The sequence below is a fragment of the Actinoplanes sp. NPDC051388 genome (assembly GCF_055586225.1).
In genome coordinates this window covers 173573-189158 of sequence record NZ_JBVJIP010000013.1, presented here as the reverse complement: position 1 = coordinate 189158, position 15586 = coordinate 173573, and the positions used below count along the sequence as shown (strand labels likewise).

Here is a 15586-nt window from a genome sequence, read left to right as displayed (position 1 = left end):
GCAGAGCAAAGGGCCCAGCCGTGGCGAGCGCGTCGTGCTCCCTCAGAGGAAGCAGAGCAAAGGGCGGACGCAGAACGGGCCCGGCCGGAGCCGGGCCCGTTCTGGTGTGTCGTTGGTCAGCGGGGACCGCGGCGGGCGCCGGCCCGCGAACCCGCGGAGAACGCCGCCGCCCCGCGCGTCGGTGCGGCCACTCCCTGGCGGGCCGGCTGCCGGGCGCCGCCCTGCCGGGACGGCTGCCGGGTCGCGCCGGTGGTGCGGGCGCTGCCGCCGGACTGGCCGGCCGTGCGGGTGCCGCCGGAGCGGGCGCCGCCGCCGGACTGGCCCGCGGTGGATGCGGCCGCGCCGCGCCCTCCGCCGCCGCCCTGACGGCGCCGGCCCTGCGAGTGTCCGCCGCGGCCGCGGCTTTCGGTTGCCACGTCGTCGGCCGGGATGGCCGACTGGGCGGCGTACTTGCGCTCGCCGGGGGCGAGCTCGGTGAGGACCGCGTCGCCGGGGCGGGTGCGGGTGGTGGTCGGCTTGATGCCGGCCTTGCGGGTCAGGTCGCGTACGTCGCCCTGCTGGTCGTCGGTCATCAGGGTGATGACCGTGCCCTGGTTGCCGGCTCGTGCCGTGCGGCCGGAGCGGTGCAGGTAGGCCTTGTGCTCGACCGGCGGGTCGGCGTGGATGACCAGCGCGATGTCGTCGACGTGGATGCCGCGGGCGGCGATGTCGGTGGCCACCAGGGTTTCCGCGGTGCCGCCGGAGAAGGCCGCCATGTTGCGGTTGCGGGCGTTCTGCGCGAGGTTGCCGTGCAGCTCGACGGCCGGCACGCCGGCGGCGTTGAGCTGGCGGGTCAGGACCTTGGCGCGGCGCTTGGTGCGGGTGAAGACCACCGAGCGGCCGGGGGCCGCGAGCAGGTCGACCAGCACCGGGAAGCGGTCGTCGTGCCGCACGTGCAGCACGTGGTGGGACATCTCGATGGGCGCTTCGGCGGCCGCGTCGACGTGGTGCGTGACCGGCTTGCTCATGAAGCGCTTGACCAGCACGTCCACGCCGCCGTCCAGGGTCGCGGAGAAGAGCATCCGCTGGCCGTCGCGGGGGGTGTGGTCCATCAGGCGGCGCACCACCGGCAGGAAGCCGAGGTCGGCCATGTGGTCGGCCTCGTCGAGCACGGTGATCTCGACCGCGCCGAGGTCGACGTGGCCGTTCTGCAGGTGGTCGAGCAGCCGGCCGGGGCAGGCCACCAGCACGTCCACGCCGTTGCGCAGGCCGGTGATCTGCGGGTTCGCGCCCACGCCGCCGAAGACGGTGAGGGTGCGCAGGCCCATGGCCTGGGCCAGCGGCGCCAGCGTGGCGTCGATCTGGGTCGCCAGCTCGCGGGTCGGCGCCAGGATCAGCGCCCGCGGGCGGCGGGGAGTGCGCTTGGTGCCGGAAGCGGCGAGCCGTGCGATCAGCGGAAGAGCGAACGCGTAGGTCTTCCCGGAGCCGGTGCGGCCGCGGCCGAGCACGTCACGGCCGGCGAGGGAATCCGGCAGCGTGGCCGTCTGGATCGGGAAAGGCTCGGTGATGCCGCGGGCGGCGAGAGTCGCGGCGAGCTTCGTGGGCACGCCGAGATCGATGAAAGAGGACATGTAAGAGGTTGACTCCGATGGCTTGATGGTCGTCCTGCCCGGCGCAGACCCGTCGCGGTCGCGGCGCGTGGTGGTCGATCCGAAGGCGGCCCGAGGCAAGACTGTGCGGGCCGCGTGATCAAGTGTACGCCACGTTCACGATGCAACCGACTTGCACCCGTTTCTGACCTTTCCAGCACTCAGCGTCACGGACGGTCATACCAGCGCCGGAACCCCCCGCCCGGCCCTGGTTCCCGAGGAGACCACCATGAGTGGTGACCGCCGTCGCGATGACACCGTTCGCACCCACATGCCGCTCGTGGGCCACCTGGTCCGCGAAATGCTCGCCCGGGTCCCGGCCCACGTGAGCCGCGACGATCTGCTCTCCGCCGGATACGCCGCCCTGGTCGCCGCCGCCCGCGGCTTCGACGAGGACCGGGGCGTGCCGTTCGCCCGCTTCGCCGCCGCCCGGGTGCGTGGCGCGCTGCTGGACGAGTTGCGCGGCCTCGACTGGGCCAGCCGCTCGGTGCGGCAGCGGGCCCGGCGCACCGACTCGGCGCGGCAGGAGCTGACCGCCGAGCTCGGGCGTACGCCGAGCATCTCCGAAGTGGCCGAGAAGCTGGGCTGCACGGTGGAGGACATCGAGTCGGCCGACGACGACGTGCAGCGCGCGGTGGTGTTCAGCCTGCAGGGCTTCGCCACGGCCGGCGCCGACGACATGGTCACCGAGCCCAGCCCGGGCCCGGAGGACCTGCTGATCCGGCGCGAGCGGATGGGCTATCTGAAGCACGCCGTGGACGCGCTGCCCGAGCGGCTGCGCGCGGTGATCACCGGCTGCTTCTTCGAGGAGCGGCCGATGGCGCAGATCGCGGCGGAACTGGGCGTCACCGAGTCGCGGGTGTCACAGCTGCGCTCCGAGGCGCTCGGGCTGCTCCGCGACGGCCTCAACACGCACCTGGATCCGGCGCTGACCACCCCTGTCAAGGAGGGTTGCGTGGCCCGCCGCCGCACCGCCTACTACGACGCGATCGCCGTGCGCGGCACGCTCGAGACCCGGCTCGCGGTCACCAGCCTGGACGGCCTCCCGGTCGCGGCATAGAGGAATCCCCGGGCCGCCGTCGAGCGGCCCGGGGATCAACAGAATGACGTCAGGCGTTGTTGGCGCAGGTCCCGGCCTTCTTCTGGGCGGCGATCGCCTTCGCCGCACCCTGCTTGTAGAGCGCCAGGCCCTCGGCGGCGGGCTCCAGCTTCCACGCGCCGCTCTCGTACACCATGGTGTACGACTGCGCCGCGACCAGCTGCTTGGCGATCACGATGGCCTTGTCGGTGCCCTCCATCCGGGCGCTGGTCAGGCTGATCGCCAGGCCTTTGCGAGAGCAGGCCTCGTTCAGCTTGACGTAGTCCGCCTTGGTGATCGCCTGCTTGCCCTTGGCGGTGTACATCTCCCAGGCGCCGGCGAAGTCACCGCCGCTGAAGCGGTCGAACACGGTCTGGGCGGCGGCCCGCGCGCCCTCGACCGTCTTGGCCTCGGGGCCACCGGCCGCGGCGGCCGCGGAGTTGCCGGCCGGGGGCTCGTCGTCGCCGGAGCAGCCGGCGGAGAAGCTGAGAGCGGCGACGGCGATGAGGGCCAGCGCGCCGACACGTCGGAACGGGTGGATGTGGTTCATGACCGGGTTAATCGAGATCGGCCGTTCGGCGTAACGGGCCCGAGTCGAACCTGACGGATTCCGGACACTTGCCCGTGGGACCGTAACCTGCACCGCGACAGGTGCCGTGGAATGAATTCATCGGCTATTCTGAGCGTTTGTCAGACAACGAAAAAGCGCCCACATAAGGGGCGCTGGCTTCGGAATGCTACCACAACAGGGAGTGGCTTTGTCAAGCTCCGCCGCCGTGCCGGGGAACGACAACGACAGCAGCCGGGACATCCGCAGCGAACAGCACTACCTGGACCGCCTCTACGACCGTCTGGACACCCTGCGCGAGCAGGCTGACCAGCGACTTCGTGCGATTCTGCTGGAGGCCGGCGGCACCCCGCAGGGCCGCTCGCAGCGCGAGGCGACACGTGGTCATTACGCCGAACAACTGGCCCAGATGAATGCGGTGGAGAACGGTCTCTGCTTCGGCCGGTTGGATTTCGCCGCCGATCATCCGCGCTATATCGGCCGGATCGGGCTTTTCGCCGAGGACCGCACCGAGGACCCCCTGCTGATCGACTGGCGGGCACCGGCCGCCCGGCCGTTCTACCTCGCCACCGCGGTGTCCCCCGATGGGGTGACGCGTCGCCGCCATCTGCGCACCCGGGGCCGCGAGCTGACCGGCATCGACGACGAGGTGCTCGATCTCACCGCCGGCGGCGAGGGTGGCCGGGAGGACGTGACCGGTGAGGCGGCACTGCTGTCCGCGCTGACCGCCGGCCGCACCGGCCGGATGCGGGACATCGTCGAGACCATCCAGGCCGAACAGGACGAGGTGATCCGGGCCGGGCTCCCGGGCGTACTCGTGGTGCAGGGCGGGCCGGGCACCGGCAAGACCGCCGTCGCGCTGCACCGCGCGGCCTTCCTGCTCTTCACCCACCGGGCCCAGCTCACCAAGCAGGGCGTGCTGATCCTCGGGCCCAACGCGACCTTCCTGCGCTACATCTCGCAGGTGTTGCCGTCGCTGGCCGAGACCGGCGTGCTCCTGGCGACCCTGGGCGACATGTTCCCGGGAGTGCGCGCCCGCGCCGAGGAGCGACCTGCGGCGGCCGCGCTCAAGGGCCGCCTGTCGATGGTCGACATGCTCTCCGCCGCGGTCGCCGACTGGCAGACCGTGCCGGCGGACTTCGTCGAGGTGGACCACGACGGCTACCCGCTGCGGATCGAGCGGTCGGTGTGCGAGGACGCCAGAGCGGCCGCGCGCCGCACCGGCCGCCCGCACAACATCGCCCGCGCCACCTTCGTCACCGAGGTGATCCACGCGATGTCGCTGCAGATCGCCGAGCGGATCGGCGCCGACCCGCTGGGCGGCGACAACCTGCTCGAGGAGGCGGATCTCGCGGAGACCCGGCGCGAGCTGCGCGAGGACATCGACGTGCAGGCCGCGCTCTTCGAGATGTGGCCGGTGCTCACCCCGCGGCGGGTGCTGCGCGAGTTGCTCAGCTCGCCCGAGCGGCTGGCCGCGGCCGGCGCGCCCGAGCCCGCCCTGCTGCTGCGCGACCGCGACGCCAAGTGGACGCCCGCCGACGTGCCGCTGCTCGACGAGCTGGCCGAGCTGCTCGGCGTGGACAACACGCTGCGCAAGATGGCCGCCGACCGCGAGCGCGCGCAGGCGGTGGAATACGCCGAGGGCGTGCTCGAGATCGTCCAGGGCTCCCGGTCGCTGGACTTCGAGGACGAGGAGGACGAGCTGCTGTCCGCGATCGACGTGGTGGACGCGAGCACCTTCGCCGAGCGGTACGAGGAGATCGACACGCGCACCGCGGCCGAGCGCGCGGCGGTCGATCGCACCTGGGTGTTCGGGCACGTGATCGTGGACGAGGCGCAGGAGCTGTCGCCGATGGCCTGGCGGCTGCTGATGCGCCGGGTGCCGAGCCGGTCGATGACCGTGGTCGGTGACGTGGCACAGACGTCCGAGCTGGCCGGCACCACCACCTGGGAGCACGTCTTCGAGCCCTATGTGGCGCAGCGCTGGCGGCTGGCCGAGCTGACCGTGAACTACCGCACCCCGGCCGAGGTGATGGCGGTGGCGGCGGACGTGCTGGCCGCGATCGACCCGTCGCTGCAGCCGCCGCGGTCGGTGCGGGAGGCCGGCCTGGCGCCGTGGGCACGCCGGGTGCGGCCCGACGATCTGCCGATCGCTCTGGTCGATTGCGTACGCGCGGAGGTGGCGGAGGCCGGCGAGGGCCGGGTCGGGGTGATCGTGCCGGAGAACCGCGAGGGCGAGCTCGGCCACGAGCTGATGAAGGCGCTGCCCGAAGCGGCCGTCGGTGAGCAGCCGGACCTGCGCAACCAGGTGGTGATGCTGACCGTGCGGCAGGCCAAGGGGCTGGAGTTCGACTCCGTGCTGGTGACCCAGCCGGACGAGATCATCGCCGAGTCGCCCCGCGGGCTCAGCGACCTCTATGTGGCGATCACCCGGGCCACCAAGCGACTGGGCGTGCTGCACACCGCGGACCTGCCCAAGGAACTGAACGCGCTGGCATGAGCACAGACGCCCGCCGCGCTCCACGGGAAGAGCGCGGCGGGCGTACCGGGGGAAAAGCTCAGGCGGGCACGGCCAGCCCGGCCCGGGTGAAGCCGTTGGGACTGGTCAGCGCGAGGCGGCTGTGCAGGTTGGTGTTGTCGGCGATGGTCGAGAAGTAGGCCGCGCGCCGGCGGGCCACGATCGACTCCGGGTTCTCCGGCTTCGGCGCCAGGCCCGGGTCCAGGTGCGTGTTCATGCCGTCCTTGAGCAGGCTGAGCGCCTCGGCCCGCAGCTGGCTGATCCGGCTCTCGGTGACGCCCAGGTCCGCGGCGATGTCGGCCATCGGACGCTCGTTCAGGAAGTACTCGGTGATCACCACGCGCAGCCGCTCGGGCAGCGACTCGATCGCGTGGTGCAGGTAACCGATCTGCTCACGGCGCAGCAGCATGTCCTCCGGACCAGGGGTGCGCTCGGTGACCAGGTCGTCGGCCGTCGAGGTGGTGAAGCCCTGCAGCGACAGGACGGTGGCCCGCTGCACGTCGTTGTCGGTCTGGTGCAGGTCCGTCGTGGTGGTGCCGAGCGCCTGGGCCAGCTCCTCCGCCGTCGGGGTGCGGCCGAGCGTCGTGGTCAGGTGCTGGCGGGTGGTGTCGGTGGCGCGGGCCTTGGTGCGCACCGAGCGGGTCGCCCAGTCCAGCGAGCGCAGCTCGTCGAGGATGCCGCCGCGGATGCGGGTGGTGGCGAACCGGTGGAACGGGATGCCGCGGTCCGGGTCCCAGCCACGCGCCGCGGTGACCAGCGCGTGCAGGCCGGCGCTGGTGAGGTCGTCGCGGTGGATGTGGTTCGGGATGCGGGTGAGCATGTCCCGGACGAGGTGCCCGACCAGCGGCATGTGCTGGCGGATCAGCTCCTCCTGCTCGGCGGCGGAGAGCACCGTGGCCTCGGCGATGTCGGCGTCGAGGTCGGCAACGGTCGTGGTCGTGTCGGTGCTGATCATGTTTCCCCCGTGTGTGTCGTTGGCCCGTCGTGCGGTCCAGCGGCTGACAAGGGAGAACATTGGGTGACTCCGGGTACAGCTTCCGGTGGCGGAGAGTTGCGTACCGGTTGTTGTGAAGCTCTTACAGATCCCAGACGAAGCGGGTCGGCGCGAAGGCCTCCGCGAAGCGGACCCGGGCCAGCGCGCCGAGATGGCGCGCGGAGGCCGCGGCCACCTCGCGCTCGGCGACCACCGAGAGCTTGACTTCCAGGTACGCGGTGACGTCCACGAACACCGACGGCTCGAAGCGCAGCGTGGAGGCGCCCGGGTAGTGCAGCAGCCGGGAGCCGTGCCGGGCGGCGGCGAGCGTGGCGGCGGCGGTCGCCCGGTGGTCGGCCAGCGCGTCGTCCGGCGCGGGCGCATAGATCACGTCCGCGTCGATCGCGGTGATCACGTTCTCGATGGCGGCGACCGTGGCCGGGCCGGCGGTGAGCGCGCCCGGTTCGCCGCCGCCGTGCACCAGCAGGCAGTCCAGCACGCGGATGGCGTCCTCGCCGCCGGAGCCGGCCAGCACCAGCACGGTCACCTGGTCGCCGGCCGCGCGATGGGCGGCGAGCGTGCCGGCGCATCCGGCCTCGACCGCGCCGGGCACCGCGCCCACCGCGAGCACGCTGCGCATCAGACGTTCCCGCGGCGGTGCGGCACGAACCCGCCGGCGGCGAGGGCCATGCTCACCACGAGGGCGGCGATCGGACCCATGTCGAACCTCCCGGACACCTTCGGCACGCCCGGGGGACGGGCGGCGCTGGTTGTCCTTCGGCCGCGGGCGGGCCGGGTTGAGATTTCGGGGCGTCACTACCCTGCAGGCATGGATCTGACCGACAGCGCCGGTGTGGCCACCCTGATCGCCGGCATCGCCATCGTGGTCGGGGTGCTCGGCGTGATCATCCCGATGGTTCCCGGTCTGTGGCTGTGCTGGGCCGGCGTGCTGGTCTGGGCGATCTTCACCGACGCCGGCGGCGGGCGCTGGCTGGTGTTGGCGCTGGCCACCTTCGTGGCCGGGGCCGGCACGCTGATCAAATATCTGTGGCCGGGCAAGCGGCTGAAGAGCACCGGGGTGCCGACCTCGTCGCTGCTGGCCGGCGGCGTGCTCGGGCTGATCGGGTTCTTCGTGGTGCCGGTGGTGGGCCTGGTGCTCGGCTTCGTGCTGGGCATCTGGCTGGCCGAGCGGCTGCGGCTCGGCCCCGGTCAGGCGTGGCCGTCCACCCGCCAGGCCCTGGGCGCCGTCGGACTCTCCCTGCTGGTCGAGTTCGCGGCGGCCCTGGGCATCGCGGTCATCTGGGTCTTCGGCCTGATCGCGGCCTGACCGGCCGCCCAGCCGCTGAAGTCAGGGCTCCAGCGGGCGGGGTCGGCGGCGCACCCGCTGGCGGCGGCGCTGGGTGAGCAGCAGCAGGAGCGGGGTGGCGGCCAGCACCACCGCGACCGCCGCGGCCGCGGCCAGCGACAGCCCCTGCGGCGGCGAGTCCTCCGCGGCGGCCGGAGCCGGCTTGGCCGACGGCGGCGCCGGTGCGGCCGCGGCCCGGGTGTCGGCGGTGCCCGGCACCGAGTCGGGCTCGACCAGTTTGCCGACCGAGGCGTCCGTGGGCAGCCGGAAGCCCCAGTCCAGCAGCGCGGCGCCCTGCTGCCAGCCGCGGATCGGGCTTGCCTCGGCGCCGAGCAGCGTCACCACCAGGCGCCGCCCGTTGCGCTGGGCCCCGCCGACATAACTGTGCCGGGCCAGCTTGGTGAAGCCGGTCTTGCCGCCCAGCGCGCCCGGGTAGTTGTAGATCAGCTTGTTCTCGTTCTGAAACTGGAAGCCGCCCTTCTTCAGGGCCTTCTGCGCGGGCATCTTGGCACTGCGGGTCAGCGCATATTTACGGAAGTCGGCCCGGTCGAAGCAGACCCGGGCGATCAACGCCAGGTCGTACGCGCTGGTGAACTGCCCCGGCCCGTCGAGCCCGCTGGGCGTGACCGCGTGCGTCTGGAAGGCTCCGAGCCGGCGCGCCTCGGCGTTCATCGCCGCGACCGTGGCCGGCAACCCGCCCTTGCCGCCGCCGAGCCGGGCCAGCGTGTTGGCCGCGTCGTTGCCGGAGTTGAGGATCAGCCCGAGCCAGAGCGTCTCGATCGAATATTGACCGCCCTTGACCAGGCCGACCGCCGAGCTGCCGGGCTCGATCCGCAGGTCCTGGTCGACCACCTTGATGGTCTGTCTGGCGTTCAGGTGCGGCATGACGGTGGCGGCCAGCAGCAGTTTCTGCACGCTGGCCGGGGTCTGATAGACGTGCGGTCCGCAGCCGCCCAGCACCTCGCCGGTGTCCAGGTCGGCGACCAGCCAGCTGGTGGCGGTGACGGCCGGGGGCGCGGGGCTGCCGGCCGGCACGGTCAGGCCGTTGGTGGCCAGCGCGTCGCCGCCGACCGCCCGCAGCACCGGGTCGTCCTCGGGCGGGGTCGGGCGGGCCGGCCGGCCCTTCGGGGGCTTCACCTCGGGTTTCGGGCACGGCACGTCGGCCCGTGCTTTAAGAGCCTGGGCCGGGACGGCCTGGGCCGCGTGGGCCTGGGCGGGGGACGGGGTGGCGGCGGGGACCGCCAGGGCGGCGGCGGCCAGCGCCGCCACCACCGCACGGGTGGGACCAGAGATCACGGCCAGGAAGCTCCCAGGTCGAGACGGCGCTGCAGCAGCTGCGCCAGGGGCATGGTCTCGCCGTCGCCGCCGCCCGCGCCGACCACGAGCCGGGGGATGCTCGGTTGCAGGTCGGCGCCGGAGATCCGGGCGCGCAGCGAAGCCGGGACGCTGAGCACGTAATACGCGCCGTCCGCCCCGACGGCGACGGTCTTGTTGCTCTTCAGGTACCACCCACGGACCTTCGTGCGGTATGTCGACCGGCCGTCGAACGACCGCGCGGACAGTGCCGTGGGGGAGAGGCCGCGCTCGGCGGCCGCCCGGACGAAGTCGGCCAGCAGCGCGGCGGCCTGCTCGGCCTCCGCGGCCCGACCGGCCTCGAACGCCGCCGCGTGCCCGGCGATCGCTGCCCGCCGCTGCTCGGCCCACTCGCCGGAAGCGGGGGCAGAAGCCGGGTCGGAGGCGTCCATGGCGACGACCCTAACCGCATCCGCGGGGCCGCATCCACCCGGCAAACAGATCGGCCGGCGACGACGCCGGCCGGGCGGCCATTCGCGCGAATACCGTCCGTTATTTATTGACCAAGGGCCGGGACGAAAAAATTGGAATGGTTGAATCCGCGCGAAGAGTTGCGCGACCGGTCACCGAAGGGCGACACTAGGCGCGGCTATTCTGATAACCAACAGGAGTCGTCATGGCGCGGCAGGTAATCACCACCCTGATCGACGATCTGGACGGAAAGAAGGCGGACCGCACCGTCGAGTTCAGTCTGGACGGAACGAGCTACACGATCGACCTTTCCGACGCCAATGCCGGAAAGCTGCGCAAGGCGCTGGACCCGTTCATCAACGCGGGCACACGGGTCGGGCGCGGTTCCGGCCGGGCTCGGGTCGCGGGCGGATCCGGGCGGACGGCGGGCAGTCGCGACGAGAACAAGGCGATTCGGGAGTGGGCCGCGAGCAACGGCCACCAGATCTCGGAGCGCGGCCGCATTCCGCAGAGCGTCAGTGACGCCTACCGCGCGGCGCATCGCCGCTGACCGTCCTCTTTGCTTTTCGTGCCGCCGGCGTGCAGTGCGCCGGCGGCATATTCACAGGTTAAAGCGCACGCAGCCGGGGCAGCAGTCCGGCGACCGTTTCCAGCGTCTTCTCGGAACCGGCGTACCACCCCGAGGCGCGTGGCCAGTGCGCGATCACATCGGTGAAACCGAGCTCCGCCGCGCGCGCGGTCGCTTCGGTGAATGCGTCGGCGCTGCTCATCGGGCTCACCGGCGCCGAATCCAGGTTGAGATAGCGGTCGACCTCGCCCGGAGCCCGGCCGATTTCGGCGAGCGCGGCGTCGAATCGCTCGCGCATCACGGCCACCGCGGACCACCACATCTCGTTGTCCGGCACCCGGGCGTCGCCGACCGTGACCCAGCCGTCGCCGTGCCGGGCGGCCAGCTTGGTCGCCCGCGGGCCGTTCGCGGCCACCACCAGCGGCGGCCGCGGCTTCTGCACCGGCCCGGGCAGCGTGCGGGCGTCGACCGCGCGGTAGAACTCGCCGTCGAAGGACACGTGGTCCTCGGTCAGCAGGCGCCCGAGCAGCTCGACGAACTCGCCGAAGCGGTCCACCCGCCGGCCCGGCCGCAGCTCGTCCTCGCCCAGCACGGTGGTGTCGTAGCCGGTGCCGCCGGCGCCCACACCGAGCACCAGGCGACCCTGGGAGATGTCGTCCAGGGCGGTCACCGAGCGGGCGAACGCGACCGGGTGCCGGAAGTTCGGCGAGGCCACGAACGTGCCGAGGCGGATCCGCCGGGTCACCATGGCGGCCGCGGTGAGTGTGGGGACGGCGTCGAACCACGGCCCGTCCACCAGGTCACGCCAGCCGATGTGGTCGTACGTCCAGGCGTGGTCGAAGCCGAGCTCCTCGGCGCGTTGCCAGCGCCGCCCGGCCACGGACCAGCGTTCGTCGGGAAGGATCACGATGCCGATGCGCACGGGCGAAACCGTAACTCAAGCCGTGCGCAGGTCCGCGGCGCCCTGGTCGTCGCGGCTGACCACCGCGTCGAAAGCCTGCAGTGCCCGGACCAGATCGTGCCGCGCGCCCGGCGTCATCCGCTCGAGCACCTCGGCCAGGGCCCGGCGCCGGGCGTCTCGCAGATCGGCCAGCATCCGCTGGGCCGCGGGGGTGAGCAGCAGCCGCACCTCGCGGCGGTCGCGCGGGTCGGGCACCCGGCGCAGCAGGCCGGTGGCCTCCAGCCGGTCGCACAGCCGGCTGGCCGAGGACGGCACCACGTCGAGCGCCTCGGCGAGCCGGCTCATGTTCGTGTGCGCGTTGCGATCCACGATGGTGAGCACCCGCAGTTGGGCGGGCGGCACCGCGGGGTGTTGGGCCATGCGGGCGACCTCGAGCACGGAGAGCAGCGACTCCACCGCCGCCTCGACCGCGGCCGCGGCGTCGGGCACGTGATTCATGCCGGTCCCTAGGTTCGGTGGTGCTGCCGAAGTGTGTGCTTTCGGGCCTACCCGCTCGGGGGCGGGTCCAATCCCGTGAGCTCAGCGCCGCCAGTCGAGGCAGACGATGACCGAGTCGTCGGCCGGATCCTCGCCCTCGTGATAGTCGCGCAAACTCCGCATCACCGTACCGACCGCCTCGGTGGCCGGCTGCAGCCGCGTCCGGCGCAGGGCGCTCAACAGGCCGGCGTCGCCATATGCCGCGCGTCCGCCGGGCGCCGCCGCGTGCACGCCGTCGCTGACCACCAGCAGGCGGTCGCCGGGCTCGAGGCGGAAGCGCTGGGTCGCGTACCGGGAGTCGCCGAACATGCCCAGCGGCAGCTGTTGTTCCAGCTCGACCGGCCGGATCTCACCCTCCCGGGCGATCATCGCCTTGGGTGAACCGGCGTCGACCGCCTCCACCCGGCCGCTGATCAGGTCGATCTCCAGCAGCAGGGTGGCGGCGTGCCCGGAGCCGGCCGACCGCGACCAGATGGCGTCCGAGGCCAGTTCGGCCTGCTCGATCAGGTTGGCGCCGGACCGGCGGGCGTTGCGCATGGCGTTCACGGCGGTGGTGGTGAGCAGCGCCGCGGCCAGCCCGTCGCCGAAGCCGTTGAGCACCGTGACGGTGAGCCGGTCGCCGTTCAGCGCCCAGTCGAAATGGTCGCCGTGCACGTCGTAGGCGGGTTCGAGCTGACCCGCCACCAGGAACCGGTCGTCGCCCAGCGAGCGGCCGGGCAGCAGGTCCCACTGCATCTCGGCGGCCATCGTCAGGCGGGCCCGGCGCTGCACCCGGACGTAGCGATCGGTGTCCCGGCCGGCCGCGCGCAGGGCGACGGCGAACTCGTCGGCGATCTCGGTCAGCGTGTCGGTGAGCCCGCCGCCGGCCGGCTGGGTGGTCTCCACCAGCAGCACCCCGAGCCGCTCGCCCCAGACGGTGAGCGGCAGGTGCACCCGGTTGACCCCGGCCGTGCCGATGTCGGTGACCGGTCGCTGGCTGCCGAAGCACCGCAGCGCCAGGGTGCCGCCGTTGGGCGCGTCCGGATTCAGCAGCGGCCACAACCCGGTGAGCGTGAGGTCGGCCAGCAGCACCTCCACCCGCAGCGCGCCGTGATGCTGGCGGAGCTGATCCGCCACCGTTTCCGGCAGCCGGTCGGGGGGTGCGGCTCGCAACAGAGCGCCGATCGGGGCGGGGCCTTCGGACACCGCGGCGGACTCCTTCCGTGGCTGGACGGCGGCAGGACAGCAATATTTGCTATGGGGCAAGAATGATGGCATGCGGCGGGAGCGGATCCGTCGCCGGGTGTCGCGCGAAACGCAGCTTCAGGCGAACGACTTCTCGAAATGGATCAGGCTGCCGTCGCGAGGCCCGGAATGCATCCGGACGTTCTCGCCGAGGGCGCGGATCAGGAAGAGGCCGCGGCCTCGATCGGAGCCCGGGGCGGGCGTGGCGTCGCCGGCCTTCGCGGGGTCGAACCCGGCGCCGTCGTCGACCACGTCGATCGCGCAGCGCCGGCCGTCCACGTGCAGATGGACTTCGAAGGTCTCGGCGCCGGCCGCGTGCTTGACCACGTTCGAGCAGGCTTCGGTGAGCGCGATCTCCAGGTCGGCGCCGTCCTGCTTGTCGACGCGGAAGATCGACAGCGCGGCCCGCAGCAACCGTCGCACCGCGGGGACGCTGTCCACCTCGAGCGGCAGGTCGAGCCGAACCGACATCCTCATGCCCCATCTGTGCCCGTCCGGGCCGCCGGTTAACCGCCGAGCAGCGTCGCGGGTTTGTGTTATCCGCTGCCCGCCGGCCGGTCTCCCCTTGCCGAGGTGGTCGCCAAACCGCCCGCCGCCAGTCATGATCTGATGCTCGACGGAGAGGTCAGCGCACATGCCGGAACAACCCGACACCGCCGCGGTGGTCGCCGCCCGAGCCGGCGACCCGGCCGCGGTGGACCGCCTCGTCGCCGGGTATCTCCCGCTCGTCTACACGATCGTGGGACGGGCGCTGGACGGCCACGCCGATGTCGACGACGTGGTGCAGGACGTGATGTTGCGGGTGCTGCGCAACCTGGGCGACCTCCGCGAGCCGGAGTCGTTCCGGTCCTGGCTGGTGGCGATCACCGTGCGGCAGGTGCGGGAGCGTTATCGAGCCCGCCGGGGCGCGCCGGACGCGCTGCTGCCCGAGGACGTGCGCGACCCGGGCGCCGACTTCACCGACCTGGCGATCACCCGGCTCGAGCTGTCCGGCCAGCGCCGGGAGACCGCCGAGGCGACCCGCTGGCTGGACGAGGAAAACCGCGAGCTGCTGTCGCTGTGGTGGCTGGAGGCCTCCGGCGAGCTGACCCGCGACGAGATCGTGGAGGCGACCGGCGTCACCCGTCAGCACGCTGCCGTCCGGGTGCAGCGGATGAAGGGCCAGCTGGAGACCGCCCGGGTCGTGGTCCGCGCGCTCGTCGCCACCCCGCCCTGCCCGGAGCTGCAGGTGGTGCTCGCCGAGTGGGACGGCCGGCCCGGCCCACTGTGGCGCAAACGGATCGCCCGGCACTCCCGCGAATGCCGGCAGTGCGCACCCTCCTGGAACGGTCTGGTCGCCGCGGAACGACTGCTCGCCGGGATGGCCCTGGTGCCGGTCCCGTTCGGCGCCGAGCAGGTCGGTGGCCTGATCATGGGCGGTGCGCACGTGGCGCACGCCGCCACCGGCAAGGCGCTGGCCGGTAAGTTCGCGGTGAAGGCGGGCATCGGGATCAGCCGCCGGGTGCTGACCGCCGCGCTGGCGACGACGACGGTGGCCGGGGGAGGCGCCGCGGTCGTCGTCTATCAGCAGCAGCACGAGCGGCCACCCGCGGCCGTCGCGGCGGTGATCCGGGACGTACCCGCGCCGTCCAGCGCGCCCACCCCCGCGCCGTCCAGTGCGTCGCCCAAGCCGTCGCCGAGTAAGAAGAAGCCGCCGCCGAGCAAGAAACCGGCAGTAGTGCAGGCGAGCGCCAAGAAGGGCGTCGGCGTCTGGAAATTCAGCGGCGCGAAGGCGGCGCTCGCCGACGTCGGCGCGGGCTGGTACTACTCCTGGTCGCCGAACGACAACGAGGTGCCCGGCCCGGCCGGCGTCGAGTTCGTGCCGATGATCTGGGGTAAGCAGAACGTCACCGACGCCACGCTCGCCGAGGTCGAGCGCGAGGGCGACGGCACGCTGCTCACCTTCAACGAGCCGGACATGGGTGGCCAGGCGAACATGAGTGTCGAGGACGCGCTGGCCGCCTGGCCTGAGCTGGAGTCGACCGGCATGCGGCTGAGCAGCCCGGCGGTCGCCTTCGGCGGCGACACCCCGGACGGCTGGCTGGACCGCTTCATGAAGGGCGCGAAGGCGAAGGACTACCGGGTCGACTTCATCACCGTGCACTGGTACGGCTCGGACTTCAGCGCCACCGCGGTCGAGCAGTTCCTCGGTTACGTGGACGCGGTGCACCGCCGCTACGACAAGCCGATCTGGGTCACCGAATACGGCCTGATGAACTTCAGCGGCAGCCCGAAATATCCGACCGGCGCGCAGGCGGCCGCCTTCATCAAGGGCAGCACGGCGGGCCTGGAGAAGCGGTCGTACGTCGAGCGCTACGCCTGGTTCGGCCTGCCCGCGGTCGGCGACAGCGTGGACTTCGGGCTCTACCGCGACGGCGACAGCCCGACCGAAGCCGGGCAGGCGTACCGGGCGGCGGGATAGGGGCGGCGGGATAGGCTCGGA

General features: G+C 72.5%; 15 protein-coding genes. 5 read left to right on the top strand and 10 right to left on the bottom strand.

Annotation, left to right across the window (positions count from 1 at the left end; translation table 11 throughout):
* Positions 1-116: 116 nt before the first annotated feature.
* Positions 117-1610: a DEAD/DEAH box helicase gene (locus tag ACZ6TI_RS30255; RefSeq protein ID WP_465348566.1), complete on the bottom strand. Its 1494-nt coding sequence runs from the start codon at positions 1608-1610 to the stop codon at positions 117-119.
* A gap of 247 nt (positions 1611-1857) precedes the next feature.
* On the opposite strand from ACZ6TI_RS30255, the gene ACZ6TI_RS30250 reads away from it, so the two are divergent.
* Positions 1858-2688 (top strand): sigma-70 family RNA polymerase sigma factor, encoded by an 831-nt coding sequence (locus ACZ6TI_RS30250; RefSeq protein ID WP_465348565.1) that lies wholly within the window; start codon positions 1858-1860, stop codon positions 2686-2688.
* A 49-nt stretch (positions 2689-2737) separates the two neighbouring features.
* Here the strand turns inward: ACZ6TI_RS30250 and ACZ6TI_RS30245 are convergent, their stop codons facing one another.
* Positions 2738-3256 (bottom strand): hypothetical protein, encoded by a 519-nt coding sequence (locus ACZ6TI_RS30245; RefSeq protein ID WP_465348564.1) that lies wholly within the window; start codon positions 3254-3256, stop codon positions 2738-2740.
* 184 nt (positions 3257-3440) lie between these two features.
* Between ACZ6TI_RS30245 and ACZ6TI_RS30240 the strand changes: the two genes are divergently transcribed.
* Complete coding sequence (locus ACZ6TI_RS30240; protein ID WP_465348563.1) at positions 3441-5774, top strand: HelD family protein; 2334 nt, start codon at positions 3441-3443, stop codon at positions 5772-5774.
* A gap of 58 nt (positions 5775-5832) precedes the next feature.
* Here ACZ6TI_RS30240 and ACZ6TI_RS30235 read toward each other — a convergent pair whose 3' ends face one another.
* Both ACZ6TI_RS30235 and ACZ6TI_RS30230 read right to left on the bottom strand, forming a co-directional pair.
* Complete coding sequence (locus ACZ6TI_RS30235; protein WP_465348562.1) at positions 5833-6747, bottom strand: sigma-70 family RNA polymerase sigma factor; 915 nt, start codon at positions 6745-6747, stop codon at positions 5833-5835.
* 121 nt (positions 6748-6868) lie between these two features.
* Complete coding sequence (locus tag ACZ6TI_RS30230) at positions 6869-7405, bottom strand: PIG-L deacetylase family protein (RefSeq protein WP_465348561.1); 537 nt, start codon at positions 7403-7405, stop codon at positions 6869-6871.
* A gap of 189 nt (positions 7406-7594) precedes the next feature.
* Between ACZ6TI_RS30230 and ACZ6TI_RS30225 the strand changes: the two genes are divergently transcribed.
* Positions 7595-8092, top strand: a complete 498-nt coding sequence (locus ACZ6TI_RS30225) for a DUF456 domain-containing protein (protein WP_465348560.1) — start codon at positions 7595-7597, stop codon at positions 8090-8092.
* 21 nt (positions 8093-8113) lie between these two features.
* Here ACZ6TI_RS30225 and ACZ6TI_RS30220 read toward each other — a convergent pair whose 3' ends face one another.
* The gene (locus tag ACZ6TI_RS30220) at positions 8114-9406 is read right to left on the bottom strand and encodes a D-alanyl-D-alanine carboxypeptidase family protein (protein ID WP_465348559.1); all 1293 of its coding nucleotides are present in this window, start codon (positions 9404-9406) and stop codon (positions 8114-8116) included.
* Positions 9403-9855 carry a hypothetical protein gene (locus ACZ6TI_RS30215; RefSeq protein WP_465348558.1) on the bottom strand — a complete coding sequence of 151 codons (453 nt, stop codon included), beginning with the start codon at positions 9853-9855 and terminating at the stop codon, positions 9403-9405. Before ACZ6TI_RS30215 ends, ACZ6TI_RS30220 begins: the two co-directional genes overlap by 4 nt.
* A gap of 224 nt (positions 9856-10079) precedes the next feature.
* Between ACZ6TI_RS30215 and ACZ6TI_RS30210 the strand changes: the two genes are divergently transcribed.
* A complete protein-coding gene (locus ACZ6TI_RS30210) occupies positions 10080-10424 on the top strand; it encodes a histone-like nucleoid-structuring protein Lsr2 (protein ID WP_465348557.1) in 345 nt (114 codons plus the stop codon).
* A 58-nt stretch (positions 10425-10482) separates the two neighbouring features.
* On the opposite strand, the gene ACZ6TI_RS30205 is transcribed toward ACZ6TI_RS30210, so the two are convergent.
* The 4 genes from ACZ6TI_RS30205 to ACZ6TI_RS30190 all read right to left on the bottom strand — a co-directional run bounded on the left by ACZ6TI_RS30205 (position 10483) and on the right by ACZ6TI_RS30190 (position 13581).
* On the bottom strand, positions 10483-11364 hold the full coding sequence (locus ACZ6TI_RS30205) for an LLM class flavin-dependent oxidoreductase (protein WP_465348556.1): 882 nt from the start codon (positions 11362-11364) through the stop codon (positions 10483-10485).
* 15 nt (positions 11365-11379) lie between these two features.
* Entirely contained in the window at positions 11380-11841 is a 462-nt protein-coding gene (locus ACZ6TI_RS30200) for a MarR family winged helix-turn-helix transcriptional regulator (protein ID WP_465348555.1), read from the bottom strand.
* A gap of 81 nt (positions 11842-11922) precedes the next feature.
* The gene (locus ACZ6TI_RS30195) at positions 11923-13065 is read right to left on the bottom strand and encodes a PP2C family protein-serine/threonine phosphatase (protein ID WP_465348554.1); all 1143 of its coding nucleotides are present in this window, start codon (positions 13063-13065) and stop codon (positions 11923-11925) included.
* A gap of 117 nt (positions 13066-13182) precedes the next feature.
* Entirely contained in the window at positions 13183-13581 is a 399-nt protein-coding gene (locus ACZ6TI_RS30190; RefSeq protein WP_465348553.1) for an ATP-binding protein, read from the bottom strand.
* Positions 13582-13738: 157 nt separating this feature from the next.
* On the opposite strand from ACZ6TI_RS30190, the gene ACZ6TI_RS30185 reads away from it, so the two are divergent.
* Positions 13739-15565 (top strand): sigma-70 family RNA polymerase sigma factor, encoded by a 1827-nt coding sequence (locus tag ACZ6TI_RS30185; RefSeq protein ID WP_465348552.1) that lies wholly within the window; start codon positions 13739-13741, stop codon positions 15563-15565.
* The last annotated feature ends 21 nt before the right edge of the window (positions 15566-15586 follow it).

Excerpts from the sequence above, each read along its gene's own strand:
- ACZ6TI_RS30210 (WP_465348557.1), top strand. The coding sequence starts at position 10,080 with ATGGCGCGGCAGGTAATCACCACCCTGATCGACGATCTGGACGGAAAG.
- ACZ6TI_RS30230 (WP_465348561.1), bottom strand. The coding sequence starts at position 7,405 with ATGCGCAGCGTGCTCGCGGTGGGCGCGGTGCCCGGCGCGGTCGAGGCC.
- ACZ6TI_RS30225 (WP_465348560.1), top strand. The coding sequence starts at position 7,595 with ATGGATCTGACCGACAGCGCCGGTGTGGCCACCCTGATCGCCGGCATC.
- ACZ6TI_RS30250 (WP_465348565.1), top strand. The coding sequence starts at position 1,858 with ATGAGTGGTGACCGCCGTCGCGATGACACCGTTCGCACCCACATGCCG.
- ACZ6TI_RS30235 (WP_465348562.1), bottom strand. The coding sequence starts at position 6,747 with ATGATCAGCACCGACACGACCACGACCGTTGCCGACCTCGACGCCGAC.
- ACZ6TI_RS30185 (WP_465348552.1), top strand. The coding sequence starts at position 13,739 with ATGCCGGAACAACCCGACACCGCCGCGGTGGTCGCCGCCCGAGCCGGC.
- ACZ6TI_RS30200 (WP_465348555.1), bottom strand. The coding sequence starts at position 11,841 with ATGAATCACGTGCCCGACGCCGCGGCCGCGGTCGAGGCGGCGGTGGAG.
- ACZ6TI_RS30240 (WP_465348563.1), top strand. The coding sequence starts at position 3,441 with ATGCTACCACAACAGGGAGTGGCTTTGTCAAGCTCCGCCGCCGTGCCG.
- ACZ6TI_RS30245 (WP_465348564.1), bottom strand. The coding sequence starts at position 3,256 with ATGAACCACATCCACCCGTTCCGACGTGTCGGCGCGCTGGCCCTCATC.
- ACZ6TI_RS30215 (WP_465348558.1), bottom strand. The coding sequence starts at position 9,855 with ATGGACGCCTCCGACCCGGCTTCTGCCCCCGCTTCCGGCGAGTGGGCC.
- ACZ6TI_RS30255 (WP_465348566.1), bottom strand. The coding sequence starts at position 1,610 with ATGTCCTCTTTCATCGATCTCGGCGTGCCCACGAAGCTCGCCGCGACT.
- ACZ6TI_RS30190 (WP_465348553.1), bottom strand. The coding sequence starts at position 13,581 with ATGAGGATGTCGGTTCGGCTCGACCTGCCGCTCGAGGTGGACAGCGTC.